The organism is Streptomyces spirodelae, assembly GCF_017676385.1.
Lineage (GTDB): Bacteria > Actinomycetota > Actinomycetes > Streptomycetales > Streptomycetaceae > Streptomyces > Streptomyces spirodelae.
Map to the genome: position 1 here is coordinate 150,251 of NZ_JAFFZN010000017.1, position 19,845 is coordinate 170,095.

The 19,845-nt window shown below is 71.0% G+C and carries 18 protein-coding genes; 8 read left to right on the forward strand and 10 right to left on the reverse strand.

Annotated features, from left to right (window positions below; genetic code table 11):
• Positions 1-82: 82 nt before the first annotated feature.
• On the forward strand, positions 83-1,429 hold the full coding sequence (locus JW592_RS19330) for an alanine racemase (RefSeq protein WP_209266398.1): 1,347 nt from the start codon (positions 83-85) through the stop codon (positions 1,427-1,429).
• 13 nt (positions 1,430-1,442) lie between these two features.
• Positions 1,443-3,038 carry an N-acyl-D-amino-acid deacylase family protein gene (locus JW592_RS19335; RefSeq protein ID WP_209266399.1) on the forward strand — a complete coding sequence of 532 codons (1,596 nt, stop codon included), beginning with the start codon at positions 1,443-1,445 and terminating at the stop codon, positions 3,036-3,038.
• 4 nt (positions 3,039-3,042) lie between these two features.
• On the opposite strand, the gene JW592_RS19340 is transcribed toward JW592_RS19335, so the two are convergent.
• Together JW592_RS19340 and trhA are read right to left on the reverse strand one after the other, a co-directional pair.
• Positions 3,043-3,570 (reverse strand): Uma2 family endonuclease, encoded by a 528-nt coding sequence (locus JW592_RS19340; protein ID WP_209266427.1) that lies wholly within the window; start codon positions 3,568-3,570, stop codon positions 3,043-3,045.
• A 62-nt stretch (positions 3,571-3,632) separates the two neighbouring features.
• Positions 3,633-4,466, reverse strand: a complete 834-nt coding sequence (gene trhA, locus JW592_RS19345) for a PAQR family membrane homeostasis protein TrhA (RefSeq protein ID WP_209266400.1) — start codon at positions 4,464-4,466, stop codon at positions 3,633-3,635.
• 275 nt (positions 4,467-4,741) lie between these two features.
• Between trhA and JW592_RS19350 the strand changes: the two genes are divergently transcribed.
• Positions 4,742-6,604 (forward strand): phosphoenolpyruvate carboxykinase (GTP), encoded by a 1,863-nt coding sequence (locus JW592_RS19350; RefSeq protein WP_209266401.1) that lies wholly within the window; start codon positions 4,742-4,744, stop codon positions 6,602-6,604.
• Between the two features lie 126 nt (positions 6,605-6,730).
• Here the strand turns inward: JW592_RS19350 and JW592_RS19355 are convergent, their stop codons facing one another.
• Positions 6,731-7,144, reverse strand: a complete 414-nt coding sequence (locus tag JW592_RS19355) for an SCO4983 family protein (RefSeq protein WP_209266402.1) — start codon at positions 7,142-7,144, stop codon at positions 6,731-6,733.
• 96 nt (positions 7,145-7,240) lie between these two features.
• Positions 7,241-8,452 carry a pyridoxal phosphate-dependent aminotransferase gene (locus tag JW592_RS19360; RefSeq protein ID WP_209266403.1) on the reverse strand — a complete coding sequence of 404 codons (1,212 nt, stop codon included), beginning with the start codon at positions 8,450-8,452 and terminating at the stop codon, positions 7,241-7,243.
• A gap of 215 nt (positions 8,453-8,667) precedes the next feature.
• Here JW592_RS19360 and JW592_RS19365 point away from each other — a divergent pair, with 215 nt between their 5' ends.
• The gene (locus JW592_RS19365; RefSeq protein WP_209266404.1) at positions 8,668-9,318 is read left to right on the forward strand and encodes a TetR/AcrR family transcriptional regulator; all 651 of its coding nucleotides are present in this window, start codon (positions 8,668-8,670) and stop codon (positions 9,316-9,318) included.
• Positions 9,319-9,358: 40 nt separating this feature from the next.
• Here JW592_RS19365 and JW592_RS19370 read toward each other — a convergent pair whose 3' ends face one another.
• From JW592_RS19370 to JW592_RS19380, 3 genes are all read right to left on the reverse strand, one after another.
• Complete coding sequence (locus JW592_RS19370; protein ID WP_209266405.1) at positions 9,359-11,383, reverse strand: thioredoxin domain-containing protein; 2,025 nt, start codon at positions 11,381-11,383, stop codon at positions 9,359-9,361.
• Between the two features lie 35 nt (positions 11,384-11,418).
• Positions 11,419-12,021, reverse strand: coding sequence for a Uma2 family endonuclease (locus tag JW592_RS19375; protein WP_229376384.1), 603 nt, complete (start codon positions 12,019-12,021; stop codon positions 11,419-11,421).
• A gap of 90 nt (positions 12,022-12,111) precedes the next feature.
• The gene (locus tag JW592_RS19380) at positions 12,112-13,305 is read right to left on the reverse strand and encodes a hypothetical protein (protein WP_209266407.1); all 1,194 of its coding nucleotides are present in this window, start codon (positions 13,303-13,305) and stop codon (positions 12,112-12,114) included.
• A 135-nt stretch (positions 13,306-13,440) separates the two neighbouring features.
• Here JW592_RS19380 and JW592_RS19385 point away from each other — a divergent pair, with 135 nt between their 5' ends.
• A complete protein-coding gene (locus JW592_RS19385; protein WP_209266408.1) occupies positions 13,441-14,646 on the forward strand; it encodes a cystathionine gamma-synthase in 1,206 nt (401 codons plus the stop codon).
• Between the two features lie 68 nt (positions 14,647-14,714).
• On the opposite strand, the gene JW592_RS19390 is transcribed toward JW592_RS19385, so the two are convergent.
• From JW592_RS19390 to JW592_RS19400, 3 genes are all read right to left on the reverse strand, one after another.
• Positions 14,715-14,969 (reverse strand): hypothetical protein, encoded by a 255-nt coding sequence (locus tag JW592_RS19390; RefSeq protein WP_209266409.1) that lies wholly within the window; start codon positions 14,967-14,969, stop codon positions 14,715-14,717.
• Positions 14,956-15,426, reverse strand: coding sequence for a sigma factor-like helix-turn-helix DNA-binding protein (locus JW592_RS19395; protein WP_209266410.1), 471 nt, complete (start codon positions 15,424-15,426; stop codon positions 14,956-14,958). Before JW592_RS19395 ends, JW592_RS19390 begins: the two co-directional genes overlap by 14 nt.
• A gap of 88 nt (positions 15,427-15,514) precedes the next feature.
• Positions 15,515-16,093, reverse strand: a complete 579-nt coding sequence (locus JW592_RS19400) for a MarR family winged helix-turn-helix transcriptional regulator (RefSeq protein ID WP_209266411.1) — start codon at positions 16,091-16,093, stop codon at positions 15,515-15,517.
• 239 nt (positions 16,094-16,332) lie between these two features.
• Here JW592_RS19400 and ilvA point away from each other — a divergent pair, with 239 nt between their 5' ends.
• The 3 genes from ilvA to JW592_RS19415 all read left to right on the forward strand — a co-directional run bounded on the left by ilvA (position 16,333) and on the right by JW592_RS19415 (position 19,814).
• The gene (gene ilvA, locus JW592_RS19405) at positions 16,333-17,580 is read left to right on the forward strand and encodes a threonine ammonia-lyase (protein WP_209266412.1); all 1,248 of its coding nucleotides are present in this window, start codon (positions 16,333-16,335) and stop codon (positions 17,578-17,580) included.
• Between the two features lie 318 nt (positions 17,581-17,898).
• Positions 17,899-18,957: an ATP-binding cassette domain-containing protein gene (locus tag JW592_RS19410; RefSeq protein WP_209266413.1), complete on the forward strand. Its 1,059-nt coding sequence runs from the start codon at positions 17,899-17,901 to the stop codon at positions 18,955-18,957.
• Positions 18,954-19,814 (forward strand): ABC transporter permease, encoded by an 861-nt coding sequence (locus JW592_RS19415; RefSeq protein WP_209266414.1) that lies wholly within the window; start codon positions 18,954-18,956, stop codon positions 19,812-19,814. The genes JW592_RS19410 and JW592_RS19415 overlap by 4 nt, the downstream gene beginning before the upstream one ends.
• Positions 19,815-19,845 lie beyond the last annotated feature (31 nt).

Here is a 19,845-nt window from a genome sequence, read left to right on the forward strand (position 1 = left end):
AGCTTCCAGCGTCATACGCAATGGTCGTTGCACAACTTGCAACAGCAGCATGCAACGCCGCTACAGCTACCACGGAGACCGCATGGCAGCCCCGCCCCCTTCCCCCGGACCCGCCTCCACCGGTGACGTCGCCCACGCAACGGCCGTGGCCCGCATCGCCGACGAGCCGGCCGACCACCGCTTCAAGGGGCTGCCCCCGGACGCCGCCGCCGCGGGTACCACCCTGGGCGAGCTGGCCGCCGAACGCCGCTCCCTGTTCACCGGCGGCTTCACCACCCCCGTCCTCGCCCTCTCCGCCGAGCGCCTGGAGCACAACCTGACCGCGCTCGCCGACTACTCGGCGCGCCACGGCCTCGCCTTCGCCCCGCACGGCAAGACGACCATGGCGCCGCAGCTGTTCAACCGTCAGCTGGAGCACGGCGCCTGGGGCATCACGCTCGCCGTGCCGCACCAGGCGCGGGTGGCGCGCGCCTTCGGCGTCCCGCGGATCTTCCTCGCCAACGAACTGGTGGACGCCGCGGCACTGCGCTGGCTCGCCGCCGAACTGGACGCCGACCCGGACTTCCGCTTCATCTGCTACGTCGACTCGCCGCAGGGCGTCGCGCTCATGGACGAGGCGCTGCGCGCCGCCGGGGCCCGGCGTCCCGTGGAGGTCGTGGTGGAGCTGGGCGCGGGCGACGGCGCACGCACCGGGGCGCGGACAGAGACCGAGTGCGCCGCCATCGCGGACGCGGTGGCCGCGACCGGCACCCTGCGCCTGGTGGGGGTCGCCGGATACGAGGGCGAAGTGCCGGGAGCCGAGCTGGAGGCGGTACGCGGGTGGCTGCGGCGGCTGACCGGACTGGCCGTATCGCTGGACGCCGCGGGCCATTTCGCGGACCTGGACGAGATCGTGGTCAGCGCGGGCGGCAGCGCCTGGTTCGACGCGGTCGCCGAAGCCTTCGCCGAACTGCCCGCGCTCTCGGCGCCGACGCTGAAGCTGCTGCGCTCGGGTGCCTACGTCTCCCACGACGACGGCCACTACCGCCGCCTGACGCCGTTCAACCGGCACCCCGACGAAGGGGGACTGCAGGCCGCCTTCACGCTGTGGACCCAGGTCGTCTCCCGTCCTGAGCCGGGGCAGGCGTTCCTCAACGGGGGCAAGCGGGACGCCGCCTTCGACCTGGAACTCCCCGAACCACACGTGGTGCGGAGCGCCTCCAGGGCCGGGTCCGGAGAGGGCACCATGCGGGACGCCACAGGGCTCACCGTCACAGGGCTGAGCGACCAGCACGCCTGGCTGCGGGTGGCCGACGGCACAGAGCTGGAGATCGGCGAGTGGGTGGGCCTGGGGATGTCCCACCCGTGCACCATCTTCGACAAGTGGCAGGTGATCCCCGTGGTGGACGCCGAAGGCACGGTCACCGATCTGATCCGCACCTTCTTCTGAGGCGCGCTCCCCCATGGACACCGTCATCCGCGGCGCCCGCGTCATCGACGGCACGGGCGCCCCCTCCTACCGGGCCGACGTCGCCCTCCGCGAGGGCCGTATCGCGCACCTGGCTCCGGAAGGAGCCCCGCGCCCCGGCGGCGCCCGCACCATCGACGCCGACGGTCTCGCACTGGCCCCCGGCTTCATCGATATGCACGCCCACTCCGACCTGGCGATCCTCCGGGACCCGGCGCACACCGCCAAGGCGGCACAGGGCGTCACCCTGGAAGTGCTCGGCCAGGACGGGCTGTCGTACGCACCCACCGACGACGCCACCCTCTCCGCGATCCGCGAGGCCATCACCGGCTGGAACGGTGACGGCGGCGACATCGACTTCGACTGGCGCACGGTCGGCGGCTATCTGGACCGCATCGACCGCCAGGGCACCGCCGTCAACGCCGCGTATCTGATCCCGCAGGGCAGCGTCCGGATGCTGGCCATGGGCTGGGACGACCGCCCGGCGGCGCCCGACGAGCTGGCCACCATGAAACGCCTGGTCGCCGAGGGCATGGAGCAGGGCGCCATGGGCCTCTCCTCAGGGCTGACCTACACCCCGGGCATGTACGCCTCCGACGCCGAGCTGACCGAGCTGTGCCGGGTGGTGGCCGCGTGGGGCGGCTACTACTGCCCGCACCACCGCTCCTACGGCGCCGGCGCGCTGGAGGCGTACGCGGAGATGGTCGCGCTCACCCGCGAGGCGGGGTGCCCGCTCCACCTCGCGCACGCCACCATGAACTTCGGCGTCAACCAGGGCCGCGCGCCCGAACTGCTCGCCCTCCTGGACGCGGCGCTGGCGGATGGCGCCGACATCACGCTCGACACCTACCCCTACACACCGGGCTGCACCACGCTGGCCGCCATGCTGCCGAGCTGGGCCAACGAGGGCGGCCCCGAGGCGACGCTGGCGCGGCTGGCCGACCCGGCGACAGCGGCCCGTATCCGGCACGTGATGGAGGTCGAGGGCGCCGACGGCTGCCACGGGGTGCCGATCGAGTGGGACACCATCGAGATCTCCGGGGTCGGCAATCCGTCGCTGGCGGACCATGTGGGCCGTACGGTCGCCGAGTCCGCCGCGCGGCGCGGCGAGGAGCCGTGGGCCACAGCACTGAGGCTGCTGACAGAGGACCGGCTCGGCTCGACGATCCTGCAGCACGTCGGCCACGAGGAGAATGTCCGTGCGATCATGCGCCACCGGGTGCACACCGGGGGCAGCGACGGCATACTCCAGGGCGCGAAACCGCACCCGCGCGCATACGGCACGTTCCCGCACTACCTCGGCCACTACGTACGCGAGTTGGGCGTCCTCTCCCTGGAGGAGTGCGTCGCCCACCTCTCCGGCCGCCCGGCAGCCCGCCTCCGCCTGCCCGACCGCGGCCTGATCCGCGAGGGCCACGTGGCCGACCTGGTCCTCTTCGACCCGGAGACGGTCGCCGCCACGGCCACCTTCGCCGAGCCGCGTTCCCTCCCGGTGGGCATCCCCCACGTCTTCGTCGCGGGGCGGCCGGTGATCGAGGACGGCCACCGCACGGATGTCCTGGCCGGACGGGCAGTGCGGCGTACGCGGTGAGGGCTCAGTCGCGTACGGGGAAGTCGGAGGTGTCGATTTCGATCCGCTCGCCGGTGATGAGCCGGAGGGTGAGGGGCTCCCCGTAAGGGATCTCCTTGACCTTGGCGTACCCCGTCGCGTGCGGCTCGGTCATCAGCGTGCAGAGCTTCTTGAACGGGTCGGCGATCAGGTAGAGGTCGATCCCGAAGCGCGCGTACTTGGCGACGTTGCGGACGTAGTCTTTATCGTCGTCTGGCCGAGAAGTGACCTCGACGGCAGCAAGAACATCCATGCAGTCGTAGCTGTCGCCGTGCCGCTCGGCTCCCTCGGCGAGGATTGTGAGGTCGGGTGCCGCGTCGTTCTCGCCGGGGAATCTCACCAACACGTCACCAAACACGCGCTCCCTGGGGACGGCAGCTTTCCGGACGGCCGAACGCACCTCGTTCACCGTCCAGTCCTGCTCCGGGCTCTGCGGAGTCATGATCACTTCCCCGTCGAAAATCTCGACCCGGTATCCCTCAGGAACAGCGTCACGCGCGAGCAGGTCATCCATGACTGACACGGCCACTCACCTCCTTGCGCTCATTATGCGTGATCTCCACCGACCCCGTAGGGCTACGCGTGGGTGTAGGCCACCAAGGAAATGCCCACGTAGTGGACGGCGAAGGCGGCCAGGGTGAAGGAGTGGAAGACCTCGTGGAAGCCGAACCAGCGGGGTGAGGGGTTGGGGCGCTTGATGCCGTAGATGACGCCGCCCGCGCTGTAGAGGACACCGCCGACGACGACGCACACCAGGACGGCGATCCCGCCCGTGCGCAGGAAGTCGGGCAGGAAGAAGACGGCCGCCCAGCCCATGCCGATGTAGCAGGGGGTGTAGAGCCAGCGGGGGGCGCCGACCCAGAAGACGCGGAAGGCGATGCCGAGTCCTGCAGCTATCCAGATGCCCCACAGCAGCAGGTCGCGGCGGCCGTCGGGCAGCAGCAGGATCGTCAGCGGGGTGTAGGTGCCGGCGATGATCAGGAAGATGTTGGCGTGATCGAGGCGCCGCAGCAGGGCGTTGATCCGGGGGCTCCAGTCGCCGCGGTGGTAGAGCGCGCTGACGCCGAACAGCAGACACGCCGTCAAGGTGTAGATGGCGCAGGCGATCCGGCCGCGGCTGCTGTCGGCGAGCGCGGTCAGGAACATTCCGGACACCAGTACGGCGGGGAACATGCCCAGGTGCAGCCAGCCGCGCAGCTTGGGCTTGAGGGCCTGCGCCGCTGAGTGCGCCGAGGCGGACAGCCGTGAGGCGGCCGAGTGGGGGGCCGTGGGGGCGGCCGAGTGGGGCGAGGCGGCGCCCGCGGAGGGGGAGTCGGGCGCGGTCGAGGTACCGGTGCTGGACAGTGACGCGCTGGACGACGGGGAGATCACAGCGGCAGGCTCCGAAGACGGGGACGCGGAGTCGGTCATCGGCCCATCGTACCCACGCCACTTGTATGACCTACGGATGCGTAGGTTACGGGCCCCCAGCAGGCGGAATGACCCTGCGTGCCAGATGGGAAGACCCTACGTGTCGACGGCCACACATCCCCCGTCTGGACAGACAACCATTCACCGCGCATGATCAGATGAGCATAAGCGGCACCGGATGAGCGACAAGACAAACTGCCACGAAAGCATCCGGGTCGTGGCCCCCAAGGGGCGCGCTGACAGCAGGCACACACCCTCAAACGTCTGGAGCGATCGTGGCGCGCAGTTCTGCGGCTCCCCTCACCTCTGTCCCGTCTTCCTCGAACTCTTCGCCCACCGGGGACGCCCCCACCCGTCACCAGGAACTGCTCTCCTGGGTCGACGGGATCGCCGAGCTGACCCAGCCCGACCGCATCGTGTGGTGCGACGGCTCCGAGGCCGAATACGACCGCTTGTGCGAAGAGCTGGTCGCCAAGGGCACGTTCAAAAAGCTCGACCCCGTCAAACGGCCCAACTCCTACTACGCCGCCTCCGACCCGTCCGACGTCGCCCGGGTCGAGGACCGCACCTTCATCTGCTCGGAGAAGGAGGAGGACGCGGGTCCGACGAACCACTGGAAGGACCCCGCGGAGATGAAGCAGATCTTCGCCGGGGAGCAGGGCATCTTCCGCGGTTCGATGCGCGGCCGCACGATGTACGTCGTCCCGTTCTGCATGGGCCCGCTGGGCTCCCCGCTCTCCGCGCTCGGCGTGGAGATCACCGACTCCGCGTACGTGGCCGTCTCCATGCGGACCATGACCCGCATGGGCAGCGCCGTGCTGGAAGAACTCGGCGAGGACGGCAACTTCGTCAAGGCCGTGCACACCGTCGGCGCCCCGCTCACCGAGGGCGAACGCGACGTGCCGTGGCCGTGCAGCCCGACCAAGTACATCTCCCACTTCCCCGAGACCCGCGAGATCTGGTCCTACGGCTCCGGCTACGGCGGCAACGCACTGCTCGGCAAGAAGTGCTACGCCCTGCGCATCGCCTCCGTGATGGCACGCGACGAGGGCTGGCTGGCCGAGCACATGCTGGTGCTCAAACTGACGCCGCCGCGCGGCGAGTCCAAGTACGTGGCCGCGGCATTCCCCTCGGCCTGCGGCAAGACCAACCTCGCCATGCTCCAGCCCACCATCCCCGGCTGGACGGTCGAGACGATCGGTGACGACATCGCCTGGATGCGGTTCGGCGAGGACGGCCGCCTCTACGCGATCAACCCCGAGGCCGGCTTCTTCGGCGTCGCCCCCGGCACCGGCGAGGACACCAACGCCAACGCGATGAAGACCCTGTGGGGCAACGCGGTCTTCACCAACGTCGCCCTCACCGACGACAGCGACGTGTGGTGGGAGGGCATGACGGAAGAGCCCCCCGCGCACCTCACCGACTGGAAGGGCAACGACTGGACGCCGGAGTCGGAGACCCCGGCGGCCCACCCCAACGCGCGCTTCACCGTCCCCGCCGGACAGTGCCCCATCATCGCCCCCGAGTGGGAGGACCCGCGCGGAGTGCCGATCTCCGCCATCCTCTTCGGCGGCCGCCGCGCCACCGCCGTCCCGCTGGTGACCGAGTCCTTCGACTGGCAGCACGGCGTCTTCCTCGGCGCCAACGTCGCCAGCGAGAAGACCGCGGCCGCCGAGGGCAAGGTCGGCGAACTGCGCCGCGACCCGTTCGCGATGCTGCCGTTCTGCGGCTACAACATGGGCGACTACTTCGGCCACTGGCTGGAGGTCGGCGAAGGCGCCGACCCCGCCAAGCTGCCGAAGATCTACTACGTCAACTGGTTCAAGAAGGACGAGAACGGCAAGTTCGTCTGGCCCGGCTTCGGCGAGAACAGCCGCGTTCTGAAATGGATCGTCCAGCGGCTGAACGGGGAGGTCGAGGGCGTCGAGACCCCCATCGGCCTCCTGCCGCGGAAGGAGGACCTCGACACCGAGGGGCTCGGCCTGTCCGAGGCCGAGCTGGACTTCATCCTCGCCGTCGACCGCGACGTCTGGCGCGACGAAGCGGCGCTCGTCCCTGCACACCTTGAAACCTTCGGCGACCACACGCCGCGTGCCCTGTGGGACGAGTACCACGCCTTGGTGCGCCGCCTGGGCTGACGCCGCCACGCTGCGCTTGGGCAGCGGCGTCTGCCCGCTTGTGGGCAGGGGTTCCGCAGGGCGCGGGGGCCCCTCCCGGCCGGAGTCCGGGGGAGCAGACTGCCCAAGCGCAGCGCAATCGCGGGTCTAAACCAGCACGCCCTCCACATCGGCGTGCGCCGCCAGCCGCGCTGTCATCAGTGCGGTGACCGCCTCGTCGCCGCGCGAGGTGGCGACAGCGAGCGCGTTACCCGCAAGGGTGCGCGCCCGCGCATGGAGGGAGGCGACATGCGCGGCGTCGTCCCGCACAGCGGAAGGCTCGGCCCGCAACGGCGCCCTCCCGCCGGACAGGCGCCCCGCATGGGCGGCGAGCTCCTGTGCGGCGGCATCCAGCGAAGCGCTCGGCGTGAGCACCCGCAGCTCGTCGGTCACCGTCAGCAGCGCGGTCAGGTGCCCGGCGAGGCGGATGTCCAGCTCTTCCTCGCGGGTGCGGCGCGGCAGCCCTGGCTGGGCGCTCTCGGCCACGGTGTGGACCGATTTGGTGCGGATCGGTTCGTACATGGATGGCCTCCTGATGCTTTCAGGAGGCCATCCTAACTTGGACAACGTCTAAAGTTGTCCCATGTTCATCGATCGATCACAGATGATCACGAACAGTCACGGCTGGCTGTAGCCGTCCAGGAAGCGGCCGATCCTGGTCACCGCGTCCCGCAGTTCGGTGACGCCGGGCAGATTGACGATCCGGAAGTGGTCGGGCTCGGGCCAGTTGAACCCGGTGCCGTGCACGATCATGATCTTCTCGGCGCGCAGCAGGTCGATCACCATCTGCCGGTCGTCCTTGATCTTGTAGACCTTGGGGTCCAGCCGGGGGAACGCGTAGATCGCGCCCTTGGGCCGTACACAGGTGACGCCGGGGATCTGCGTCAGCAACTCGTACGCCGCGTCGCGCTGCTCGCACAGCCGACCGCCCGGCAGCACCAGGTCCTCGATCGACTGCCGGCCGCCCAGCGCGGTGGCGACCGCGTGCTGCGCCGGCATATTGGCGCACAGCCGCATATTGGCGAGGATGGTCAGGCCCTCGATATAGCTCTCCGCGTGCGTCTTGGGACCGCAGACGGCGAGCCAGCCGCTGCGGTAGCCGGCGACGCGGTAGGACTTCGACAGGCCGTTGAACGTCAGCGTCAGCAGATCGGGCGCGATGACCGTCGTCGGGGTGTGCGTGGCACCGTCGTAGAGGATCTTGTCGTAGATCTCGTCGGAGCACACGACCAGGTCGTGGCGGCGGGCGATCTCGGTGAGGCCGCGCAGGACCTCCTCGTCGTAGACCGCGCCCGTGGGGTTGTTCGGGTTGATGATCACGAGCGCCTTGGTGCGATCGGTGATCTTGCGCTCGACGTCCGCGAGGTCGGGCATCCAGTCGGACTGCTCGTCGCAGCGGTAGTGCACCGCCGTACCGCCGGCGAGGGAGACCGAGGCGGTCCACAGCGGGTAGTCGGGCGCCGGCACCAGCACCTCGTCGCCGTCGTCCAGCAGCGCCTGCATCGACATCTGGATCAGCTCGGAGACGCCGTTGCCCAGATAGATGTCGTCGACCGACAGCTCGATGCCCTGCTTCTGGTAGTGCTGCATCACCGCGCGGCGCGCCGAGAGCAGCCCCTTCGCGTCGCCGTAGCCGTGCGCGGTGCCGACGTTGCGCAGCATGTCCTCGAGGATCTCCGGCGGGCAGTCGAAGCCGAACGCCGCGGGGTTGCCGGTGTTGAGCTTGAGGATCTGGTGGCCTGCCGCTTCCAGCCGCGTCGCCTCCTCCAGGACCGGGCCCCGGATCTCGTAACAGACGTTGGCGAGCTTCGTCGACTGGATGACCTGCATAACGCAACCCTACGGGCGCCGTTGACAGCCCGCCTCGTGTTTTCCCTCACCTCGGCGATCGCCCGAACGCCCCACACAGCTGACAGCTTCTCTCATTTGAAAGCCACCCTCACCAGAAGCGCGAGGAAGGCGGCGGCCCCAGAGCACGGAATCCGGGGAGAGCGGCAGTGTCCCGAAGATGGCCCTGCCCGGGGACGATGCCCGACAATAGATGCATGGCCCCCGCACGTACAGATGCCGCCGACGACGCCGCAGCGGACACAGATCTGCCCCCGAAGCCGAGCCTGCGCGAGCGCAAGAAGCTCCAGACCCGCCAGGCCGTCCGGCGGACCGCCTACCGCCTCTTCGAGGAACAGGGGTACGACGCGACACCCGTCGACCAGATCGCCGCGGAGGCGGAGGTCTCCCCCAGCACCGTCTTCCGCTACTTCCCCACCAAGGAAGACATCGTGCTGACCGACGAGTACGACCCGCTGCTCGAGAAGGCGCTGCGGGAGCGGCCGGCGGGTGAGCCGCCGGTCGCCGCGCTGCGCGAGGCGCTGTACACCTCGATCACCCGCATCTACCGGGCCGACGCCGCCGAGACCCTCCAGCGCATCCGCCTCATCCGGGACGTGCCCGCGCTGCGCGGCCGGATGAGCGAGAACTCCGCCGAGACGGCCTGGCTGCTGCGGCGCGCCCTCGCCGAGCGCACCGGCCGCTCCCCGGACGACCTGGAACTGCGGATCGTGACCGGCGCCATGCTGGGGGCCCTGACCGAGGCCATGTACGCCTGGGTGGACACCGGCATGCCGGGCACGCTGGAGGACCTGCGCGCACTGGTGACGCGCGCGCTGGGCGTACTGGAACGCGGCCTGACGCTGTAGCGGGCCGGCCCGGCACAGCGCCGGGGGCACCCCCTCATCGTCATCCCCGCAGGGTGGCCTCCAACGCCTCCGGCTCCGTGACCGGCGCCGTACACACGAACCCGCGGCACACGTAGGCGGCGGGCCGCCCGTCCACCAGCCCCCGGTCCCGCAGCAGCGGAACATCGGACGTGCCCGGCGCGCCCACGGCCACCACAGCCCCCGGCGCACCGGCCAGCAGGGCAGCCCGATGCAGCGGGCCGAACCGCTCCTCACCCACCACGGCGACCTCCCGCGGTCCGTCCAGCAGCGCCTCGCCCACCGCGAGCCCCCACCCGATGAACCGCGGTGCACGCGAGGCCAGTTCGCGGACGACGCCGAGCGCCTGCTCGGCAGCCTCCCGGTACCGGTGCTCCCCGGTGTAGGCGCCGTAGGAGAGGAGCGCACCGGCGGCGGCGTTCCAGCCGGAGGGCACCGCGTTGTCGGTGGGGTCCTGGGGGCGGCGGATGAGCTGCTCGGCGTCGTCGGCCGTGTCGTACAGCGTGCCGTCCTCGCCGGTGAACCGCTCCAGCACGGTGTCCAGGAGGGTCCCTGCGCGCTGGAGCCATTCCGTCTCGCCGGTCACCGCGTACAGCGTCAGATAGCCCTCAGCGGTGTCGCCGTAGTCCTCCAGCACACCGGAGCTGCCGCCGGGCACCCCGTCGCGGGAGGTGCGCACCAGTCTGCGGCCCTGGTCGAAGGTGTGCACGTCGGCGAGCAGCCGGGCGGCACCGACGGCGGCTTCGACCAGGTCGGGCCGCTCGAAGCAGGCGCCGGTCTCGGCGAGCGCGGCGACGGCCAGACCGTTCCAGGCCGTGACGACCTTGTCGTCGCGCTCGGGCCGGGGCCGCGCTGCGCGCGCCTCGAACAGCCTGCGCCGCAGGGACTCGAAGCGGGCGGCGTCCATCAGCGGGGAGGCCCGGTCGGGGAGTTGCAGCACGGAGGCGCCGCCTTCGAAGGTGCCCTCCTCGGTGACGTGGAAGCACTCGGCGGCCAGCTCCGCGTCGGCCTCCCCCAGCACTTCGGCGAGCTGCGCCGGGGTCCAGACGTAGTAGGCGCCCTCGGCGTGGCCGCCGTGCCCGTCGTCGCTGTCGGCGTCCAGCGCGGAGGCGAAGCCGCCCTCGGCGGTGCCCAGTTCGCGGACCAGGAAGTCCGCCGTCTCCAGGGCGACCCGGCGGGCCCGCTCCGCACCGGTGGAGCGCCAAAGGTGCGCGTACACGCGGCACAGCAGCGCATTGTCGTACAGCATCTTCTCAAAGTGCGGAACGACCCACTCCGAGTCGACGGAGTAGCGGGCGAACCCCCCTCCCAGCTGGTCGTAGATCCCGCCCCTGGCCATCGCCTCACAGGTCGCCTCGACCATCTGCAGCGCGCCCTGGGAACCGGTGCGGGCGTGGTGGCGCAGCAGGAACTCCAGCACCATCGACGGCGGGAACTTCGGCGCCCCGCCGAAGCCTCCCCGCCGCGCGTCGAAGTCCTTGGTCAGCCCGAGCAGCGCGGCGCCCATCTCCTCAGCGCCGGGCGTCTGCGGCGCGGCCAGCTGGATACTGCGCTGCGCCAGATCCGCACTGATGCGCGAAGCAACGTCGGCGACCTCGTCCCGCCGGTCCTGCCACGCGGTCCGCACCCCCTCCAGAATCTGCCGGAAGGAGGGCATACCGTGCCGGGGTTCCGGCGGGAAGTAGGTCCCGAAGTAGAACGGTTCTGCGTCCGGGGTCAGGAACACCGTCATGGGCCAGCCGCCCTGCCCGGTCGCCGCCTGCACGGCCTCCATATAGACGGCGTCCACGTCCGGACGCTCCTCGCGGTCCACCTTGACGCTGATGAAGTTCTCGTTCATCAGCCGCGCCGTCGCCTCGTCCTCGAAGCTCTCGTGCGCCATCACATGGCACCAGTGGCAGCTCGCGTACCCCACACTCAGCAGCACCGGCACCCCCCGCCGCCGCGCCTCCTCGAACGCCCCCTCCTTCCAGGGCCACCAGTCGACGGGGTTCTCCGCGTGCTGGAGCAGATACGGAGAGGTCTCTTCCGCGAGTCGATTCGCCATACGGCCATGGTGACGCACACCTCTGGGCCCTGCCGCTACAGGTCATCCACCGCCGTGAGGTCGATGTCGATGTCGAACGGCTCGTCGAGCGTGAGACGGCCGTGGAAGTTGCCGCGCAGCGTGTAGCCCTTTGCGACGGGGTCCAGCTCGTAGACCCGGACCACGGGGTGCATGCCTTCCCCGGCGCGCTCCACGAGCCAGAAGTGCGGGATGCCCGCGGCGGCGTACTTGCGGGGCTTGGTGTCGCGGTCCCGCTCCTCGGAGTCCGGCGAGACGACCTCGACGGCGAGGACGACATCGGCGGCCTGGTAGCGGGACTGGTCCGGCCCCACCACCGCGTCGGCCTTGACGATGGAGATGTCAGGTTCGGGCCCGTTGCGACGATTGAGGACAACCGTCATCTCCCGCTTCACACGGAGCCGGCCCCGGGGCGCGGTGGCCCGGAGCCCGCTCACCAGGAGGTCGATCACGTCCGCGTGGAAGTTGCGTTGCGGGCTCACGAAAACCAGGCTCCCGTCGATCAGCTCGGTGTGCGGCGGGAGGTCTGGCAGGGTCAGCAGGTCGTCCACGGTGAAGCCGTCCGGAGGCGGCACCGGCACGGTGATCCCATCGAGCTGGGGGGCCGGTTCAGCGGTCATGGTTCCTCCCATGGGTGGGATCCTGCACGCTCCTTCACGGTACCGGGGTACCTCCGTACAGCCGCCACTCGAAAGAGTGAGCGGCGTGCTTCAGTGCGGGGCGTGGGCGCCGCCCGTCGCCTCCCAGCCCGCCACCGCGAGGGCGCGGTAGGCGGTGTAGGAGGCGGCGGGGTCGCCCTCGTCGACCCAGGGGACGGCGCCGACGTGGCCGTCGACGGCGGCGAGGGCTTCCATGGCCTCGCCGTAGCGCTCGGCGCGGACGAGGAACCAGACCAGCAGGTGCAGGACGTGGGGGCGTACCGGGTGGTCGTCCTCGACCTGGTCGACGGCGTACTCGGCGGCCTCGATGGCCTTGACGACCTCCTCGCTCTGATAGAGACCGCGGACCATGTTCACCTCGGGCAGGTGGTCGTAGGTCGCGAAGAGCGGCAGCGCGGGCAGCAGGGTGCCCTCGCGGGTGCGGGCCGCGGCGGTGCGGGCGAAGGTGTCGGCCTGCTCCTTGGAGCCCGCCCCCTTGGCCGACCAGTAGGGCAGCGCCGCCAGGTGGGCGCCCATGTGGTCGGGGGCCAGGCGGCGGACGGTGGCCCACAGGGCCTCGAAGTCGGGCGCGCGGTAGCCGAGGTGGCGGGCGATGACCAGTTCGGTGAGGTGCGGCGTCGGATCGGCCGGGGCGAGCTCGGCGGCGTCGTGCGCGACCTTGCGGGCCTCTTCCAGGATGATCTGCCGGGCGCCGGAGCCGGCGTCGGACCCGGACTCGGACCCGGACCCGGACTCGGCCAGCGCCTGGAAGACCAGGAACTGCGCGTAGACCTGGGCGCCCCCGTGGTCGCGCGGCTGCTGGGCGCGCCACTCCCGCAGCCACCGCGCGTCCCGGACCTGCGCGGCGGGCTGTTCCTTGCTGAACGAGACCGCTTCCTGCGGTGCCTCGACGGCCGAGCCGTGCGCCCGGGAGCGCGCCAGTTCCATGGCCGCCGCCCCGGCGACGGACTGCACCCGCTGCCAGCGCAGCTCGTACTCGTCGCCGGTGAAGGCCAGCAGCCGTGCGACCGGCTGCCAGTCCTGGGTCCGCTGGGTCTCCTCCAGCGCCTCGACGAGCTCCCGGTCCGGGCCGGGCAGCCGTACGTCGAGCTCCTCGGAGGGGACGAAACCGTACCCTGCCGTCCGGTCGAGCCCCTGGGGCAGCCCCGGGCTCCCGTCCTGCCGCAGCCGCCTGCGGCGCATCGCGGGGTAGACGGCCACACCGAAGATGGCGACGAGTGCGATCAGGACGAGCAGGGCTTCCATGGCGTCGGGTCTCCACGCTGTGACGGGCTGGGGCACCTCCCTGCCGGTGGCCGGGGGAGGCTGGGTCGGGCCGTACGGGGGCGGAGCTCGCCGCACATGTCCCACTCCACCGTACGGCCCATTAGTCTCGCCCCCATGAGTGAGCAGCGCGACAACAGCAACGGCAGCGGGGCGTACAGCACCCCGGAATCCCCGCAGCAGGAACAGCGCGGCTTCGAGACCCTCGCCATCCATGCGGGGCAGGCCGCCGACAAGAGCACGGGGGCGGTCGTACCGCCCATCCACCAGGTGTCCACCTACAAACAGGACGGCGTCGGCGGGCTGCGCGGCGGCTACGAGTACAGCCGCTCCGCCAATCCGACCCGCACCGCGCTGGAGGAGAACCTGGCGGCGCTGGAGGGCGGCAGGCGCGGGCTGGCCTTCGCCTCCGGGCTGGCGGCCGAGGACTGCCTGCTGCGTACGCTGCTCACGCCCGGCGACCATGTGGTGATCCCCGACGACGCGTACGGCGGCACCTTCCGGCTGTTCGCCCGGGTCGCCGAGCGGTGGGGCGTGCAGTGGTCGGTCGCCGACTCCTCCGACCCCGCCGCCGTACGCGCGAAGCTGCGTGAGCGCACCAAGGCGGTCTGGGTCGAGACCCCTTCCAATCCGCTGCTGGGCGTCACCGACATCGCTGCGGTCGCCGAGGTGGCGCACGGCGCGGGCGCACGGCTGGTGGTCGACAACACCTTCGCCAGTCCCTACCTCCAGCAGCCGCTCGCGCTCGGTGCCGATGTCGTCGTCCACTCGACGACGAAGTACATGGGCGGCCACTCCGACGTGGTCGGCGGTGCGCTGGTCGTCACCGATCCGGCGCTCGGCGACGAACTGGCCTTCCACCAGAACGCGATGGGCGGCATCGCCGGGCCCTTCGACTCCTGGCTGGTGATGCGCGGCATCAAGACGCTGGGCGTGCGCATGGACCGGCACGGCGAGAACGCGGCCCGCGTGGTGCAGCTGCTGACCGCACACCCGAAGGTCACAGAGGTCTTCTACCCGGGCCTGCCCACCCATCCCGGGCACGAGATCGCCGCCAAGCAGATGCGGGGCTTCGGCGGGATGGTCTCCTTCCGGGTCGAGGGCGGCGAGGAGGCCGCTGTGCGGGTGTGCGACAGGGCGCGGCTGTTCACGCTGGGTGAGTCGCTGGGCGGCGTCGAGTCGCTGATCGAGCACCCGGGCCGAATGACGCACGCCTCGGCGGCGGGCTCGGCGCTCGAGGTGCCCGCCGACCTGGTCCGGCTCTCGGTGGGCATCGAGTCCGCCGACGACCTGCTGGCCGATCTGACCCAGGCGCTGGACTGAGGGGGCCGACTCTTACAGGGCGCGGGGAACTGCTCCCCTGGCGGCACCTCGGGCACTGAGGGGCACCCTCACCAGTCCACCGCAGGAGGCGTCGTCGTCGGGGGCGGTTCCGACCAGGGGCGGGCGGCGAGGGACCACGCGGTGAGCGCCAGCAATCCCGCCAGCACCACGCCCCACAGCACCGTACGCAGTACCCGGCGCCGCCGCAGCAGCCGGGCTCCGTCCGCGAGGGCCCGTTCGGCGAGGTCGGCGGGCACAGGCTCGGCGGTGCGCTGCACCAACAGGCGCCGCACCTCGGCTTCCTTGCGGTCAGGCAGGCTCATGCGCCGCCCTCGCATCCTCGCGAGGGCGGCTGAGCACTGTCGCCATGGCCCGGGTGTGCAGCGCACGCACCCGTTCGACGGGCAGGCCCAGTCCGGCTGCGACCTGTTCCTCGCCCACGCCCTCGTGCAGCCGCAGCACCAGCACCAGCCGTTCCTGCGGTGCCAGCACTCCCAGCAGGCCGCCACGTGAGCGGCGGTACCGGCGGCCGGTGTGGGCGAAGCGCGTGGCCAGCAGCTGCCGGGTGCGCTCGTAGGGGTCCTCGCCGTGCAGCCGCCCCCAGTCGGCGCGGGTACGCGCGAGCGCCCACACCAACAGCCGTTCGGCCTCGGGCGCGGCGCCCGGGGGCTCGGCCGTCAGCAGTGTGGCGGCATGCAGCAGCCGGCCACCCGCGCCCGCGACGAACACCTCGAACTCCCGGGCGCGGAGGCGCTCCTGCCGTGCCTGATGCTCTCGCACGCCGCCTCCCGTGCCGCCTATAGGACGGCAGGCGGGCAGATCAAATCAAGAGGCGCGGCAAGGAACGGTTTCCGGACAGCCGGATGTGTCAGGAGCCGGACCCGGGGGGCTGCGCGAGGCTGCTCGGGTTCAGTTCGAGCATCGCGTTGTTGAACCGGGTCAGCAGCTTGCAGAAGGCCCCGCGTTCCTCTTCCGACCAGTCCTTGGTGATCAGCTGCATCAGGTTGCGGCGCGAGGAGCGGACCTCCTCCAGCCTGGCCTCACCGCGCGGCGAGAGCTGGAGGACGACAGCGCGCCCGTCCTCGGGGTGCGAGGTCCGCTTGACCAGGCCGGACTCGACGAGCGGTGCGACCTGCCGGGTCACCGTCGAGGAGTCGATGCCCATACCGGCTGCGAGCGCCTTGACTCCCATCGGCCCCTCCTGGTCGAGGCGGTTGAGCAGGAGGTAGGCCGCCCGGTCCATGGAGTTGCGTGCCTGGCCGAGCCCGCCGAGCCGGGTCTGCTCCGCACGGCGCGCGTATACGGCGAGCTGGTGCTGCATGGCGTCCAGTACGGCGGTTCCGGAAGCGGCTTCGGGGGCGGTTCCGGAGGCACCGTCGGCAGGCACCGCGGGGTTCTCGTCCGGCGCGTCGGGGGTGTCTGTCGTCATGTCCGGGTGCGTGGGCATGGCAGGTGCGCTCACTTCGTCGGTCTGCGGGATTTTTTGTGTAGTTTTGACAGTTCTGGGGTGGTCTATTGAATGCGTCGACGTGAGGTGGTGGGCACAGAGTACGCGGAGCGGGGCGTAGACGTACCTCCAGTGCCCAAACCAGTGACGCGTACCACCCCGCGCCCGCGCGGGGGCGCGCGGCGACGCTGCCCGCCCGTGGGCCTGCCCGCCCGCTCGCCGACTGCCAGACTGACGGCATGGTCACCAGTGCAACACCCCCCTCCTCCCCCCACCACCACGGACTTCCCGTCTCGCTGGACGACGTGCGCCTCGCCCGCAAGACCCTCGCGGGCGTGGCCCGTACGACGGCCGTGGAGGGCAGCCGGCACCTCTCCTCGCTGGTCGGCTCCCCCGTCCACCTCAAGTGCGAGAACCTCCAGCGCACCGGGTCGTTCAAGCTGCGCGGCGCCTACGTACGGATCGCCGGGCTCTCCGCCGAGGAGCGGCAGCGCGGGGTGGTCGCGGCCAGCGCGGGCAACCACGCGCAGGGCGTCGCACTGGCGGCCTCCCTGCTCGGGGTCCCCTCCACGGTGTTCATGCCGGTGGGGGCGCCGCTGCCGAAGGTGGCGGCGACCCGCGAGTACGGGGCGCGGGTGCGGATGCACGGCCAGGTCGTCGACGAGACGCTGGAGGCCGCCAAGGAGTACGCGCACGCCACCGGCGCCGTCCTCATCCACCCCTTCGACCACCCGGACGTCGTGGCGGGCCAGGGCACGCTGGGCCTGGAGTTGCTGGAGCAGTGCCCCGAGGTGCGGACCGTCGTGGTGGGCGTCGGTGGCGGCGGGCTGCTCGCCGGCATGGCGGTGGCCATCAAGGAACTGCGGCCCGATGTGCGGCTGATCGGTGTGCAGGCCGAGGGCTCGGCCGCGTATCCTCCGTCGCTGCGGGCCGGACGCCCTGTGGCGCTGGAGTCGGTCTCGACGATGGCGGACGGCATCAAGGTCGGCAAGCCGGGCGAGGTGCCGTTCGAGATCATCCGCACGCTGGTCGACGACATCCGCACCGTCTCCGAAGACGCCCTCTCCAGCGCCCTGTTGCTGTGTCTGGAGCGGGCCAAGCTGGTGGTCGAGCCGGCCGGGGCGAGCTCGGTCGCGGCCCTGCTGTCGGCTCCGCACAGCTTCGAGGGGCCGGTCGCGGCGGTGCTCTCGGGCGGGAACGTCGACCCGCTGGTCCTGCAGCGGACGCTGCGGCACGGGATGGCGGCGGCGGGGCGCTATCTGTCGCTGCGGCTGCGCCTCTCGGACCGGCCCGGGGCGCTCGCGGCACTGCTGGGGGAGCTGTCGGTGATGGACGCCAACGTGCTGGACGTGGGCCATGTGCGCACCGATCCGCGGCTGGGCCTGGACGAAGCGGAGGTGGAGCTGCATCTGGAGACGAAGGGCCCGGAACACTGCGTGGACGTCGCCTCAGGACTGCGTGCGGCGGGGTACACGGTCATGAGCTGACGGAGTCGCTCCCGGCGACCGGCGGTGAGCGTCGGCCGCTCGCGCAGAAACGCGCACTATCGCGAGTGGGTCGCCCGCGACACTCTAAAAACAGTTGACGCGATACATCGCGTCACTCCATACTGCCGCATGACGCAATCCATGACGCAATCCATGACGCAATCCGTGACGCGATCCGTGACGCGATCGCCGTGCGGCGTCCCGCGCGGCGCGGCGGACACGTTGCGAACACGTCGCGGTACCCGCCGGACTGCCGGACCTGTCCGGCGGATCTAGCATCTTCGTAGAGCTCACGCTCCACACTCTGGGAGTCCATCCATGCCAGGTGCCATTTACGCCGAGGGACTGGTGAAGACCTTCGGCGAGGTCAGGGCGCTGGACGGCGTCGATCTCGACGTCCCCGAATCCACCGTGCTCGGCCTGCTGGGGCCCAACGGCGCGGGCAAGACCACCACGGTCCGCGTGTTGACCACCCTCTTGCGGCCGGACGCGGGCCGCGCCGTCGTCGCGGGTGTCGACGTACTCAAGGACCCCACCAAGGTGCGCCGCTCCATCGGCCTCTCGGGCCAGTTCGCCGCCGTGGACGAGTATCTGACAGGCCGCGAGAACCTGCAGATGGTCGGGCGGCTCTACCAGATGTCCGCGCGGGACGCGAAGAACCGCGCGGACGAACTGCTGGAACGCTTCAACCTGGCCGACGCCGCCGCCCGTACGACCAAGACCTACTCGGGCGGTATGCGCCGACGCCTCGACCTCGCCGCCGCTCTGGTCGTCAGCCCACCCGTGATGTTCATGGACGAGCCGACCACGGGCCTGGACCCGCGCAACAGGCAGCAGCTGTGGGAGGTCATCGAGGAGCTGGTCGCGGGCGGTACGACGCTGCTGCTGACGACGCAGTACCTGGAGGAGGCCGACCGGCTCGCCCACGACATCGCCGTCGTCGACCACGGCAAGGTCATCGCACGCGGCACCTCCGACCAGCTCAAGGCGCAGACCGGCGGCGAGCGCATCGAGGTCGTCGTCCACGAGCGCGGGCACATCCCCGCAGCCGAGGAGGTCCTCAACAGCTACGGGATACGCGGTACGGCGCACGAGGGATGCACCGTCGAGCAGCACACCCGCAAGCTGACCGTCCCGGTCACCGGCGGCGCCAAGCTGCTCGCCGAGGTCATCAGGGAGCTGGACACCCGCGGCATCGAGATCGACGACATCGGCCTGCGCCGCCCCACCCTCGACGACGTCTTCATCTCCCTGACCGGCCATGCGGCCGAGGGCGAGCGGGAGCCGGGAGCGGCCGGCCGGAACACGACCGAGGAGACCCCCGAGGAGACCCCCGAGACCCCCGAGACCCCCGAGACCCAGGAGGCCACCAAGTGACGGCCACAGCACAGGCTGCCTCGCCCACGGCGCCCCGCGGCCGGGGCGGCATCGCGCAGTCGGTCACCGACTCGCTCGTGATGGCCAAGCGCAACCTGATCCGCATGGTGCGCATCCCCGAGGTCGTCATCTTCGGGCTGATCCAGCCGATCATGTTCGTGGTGCTGTTCAGCTACGTCTTCGGCGGCTCCATCAAGGTCCCCGGGGCCGGGACCAGCGCCAGTTCCTACCGTGAGTTCCTGATGGCGGGCATCTTCGCGCAGACCGTGACCTTCGCGACGGCGGGGGCCAGTGCGGGCATCGCCGAGGACATGCACAAGGGCCTCGTCGACCGCTTCCGCTCGCTGCCGATGACCCGCGGCGCCGTACTGACCGGGCGCACCCTCGCGGACCTCGTGCAGACGGCGCTGACCCTGGTCGTCCTCGCCGTCGTCGCGGCGATCGTCGGCTGGGCCCCGCACCAGGGCCTGCTCGACGCCCTCGCCGGCTTCGGTCTGCTGCTCCTCCTCGGCTACGCCTTCACCTGGATCGGCGCCTTGATCGGACTCTCCGTACGCACCCCGGAGGCGGCCACCTCCGGAGGGCTGATCTGGCTGTTCCCGCTGACCTTCATCTCCGTCGCGTTCGTGCCCTCGCAGAACATGCCCACGTTCCTGCAGCACGTCGCGGAGTGGAACCCGTTCAGCGCGACGGTGGTCGCCTGCCGCGAGCTGTTCGGCAACCTGCCGCCCCGCTACCCGGTCCCGGACGCCTGGCCGATGCAGCATCCGGCGTGGGCCTCGCTGCTCTGGTCGGTCGCCATCATCGTGGTCTTCCGCACCCTGGCGGTACGCAAGTACCGCTCGGCGACGGGATAGGCAGCCCCGGGACAGCCTCCGGGACATCCCC

Excerpts from the sequence above, each read along its gene's own strand:
- JW592_RS19330 (WP_209266398.1), top strand. The coding sequence starts at position 83 with ATGGCAGCCCCGCCCCCTTCCCCCGGACCCGCCTCCACCGGTGACGTC.
- JW592_RS19335 (WP_209266399.1), top strand. The coding sequence starts at position 1,443 with ATGGACACCGTCATCCGCGGCGCCCGCGTCATCGACGGCACGGGCGCC.
- JW592_RS19340 (WP_209266427.1), bottom strand. The coding sequence starts at position 3,570 with ATGGATGACCTGCTCGCGCGTGACGCTGTTCCTGAGGGATACCGGGTC.
- trhA (WP_209266400.1), bottom strand. The coding sequence starts at position 4,466 with ATGACCGACTCCGCGTCCCCGTCTTCGGAGCCTGCCGCTGTGATCTCC.
- JW592_RS19355 (WP_209266402.1), bottom strand. The coding sequence starts at position 7,144 with ATGTACGAACCGATCCGCACCAAATCGGTCCACACCGTGGCCGAGAGC.
- JW592_RS19360 (WP_209266403.1), bottom strand. The coding sequence starts at position 8,452 with ATGCAGGTCATCCAGTCGACGAAGCTCGCCAACGTCTGTTACGAGATC.
- JW592_RS19365 (WP_209266404.1), top strand. The coding sequence starts at position 8,668 with ATGGCCCCCGCACGTACAGATGCCGCCGACGACGCCGCAGCGGACACA.
- JW592_RS19370 (WP_209266405.1), bottom strand. The coding sequence starts at position 11,383 with ATGGCGAATCGACTCGCGGAAGAGACCTCTCCGTATCTGCTCCAGCAC.
- JW592_RS19375 (WP_229376384.1), bottom strand. The coding sequence starts at position 12,021 with ATGACCGCTGAACCGGCCCCCCAGCTCGATGGGATCACCGTGCCGGTG.
- JW592_RS19380 (WP_209266407.1), bottom strand. The coding sequence starts at position 13,305 with ATGGAAGCCCTGCTCGTCCTGATCGCACTCGTCGCCATCTTCGGTGTG.
- JW592_RS19385 (WP_209266408.1), top strand. The coding sequence starts at position 13,441 with ATGAGTGAGCAGCGCGACAACAGCAACGGCAGCGGGGCGTACAGCACC.
- JW592_RS19390 (WP_209266409.1), bottom strand. The coding sequence starts at position 14,969 with ATGAGCCTGCCTGACCGCAAGGAAGCCGAGGTGCGGCGCCTGTTGGTG.
- JW592_RS19400 (WP_209266411.1), bottom strand. The coding sequence starts at position 16,093 with ATGCCCACGCACCCGGACATGACGACAGACACCCCCGACGCGCCGGAC.
- ilvA (WP_209266412.1), top strand. The coding sequence starts at position 16,333 with ATGGTCACCAGTGCAACACCCCCCTCCTCCCCCCACCACCACGGACTT.
- JW592_RS19410 (WP_209266413.1), top strand. The coding sequence starts at position 17,899 with ATGCCAGGTGCCATTTACGCCGAGGGACTGGTGAAGACCTTCGGCGAG.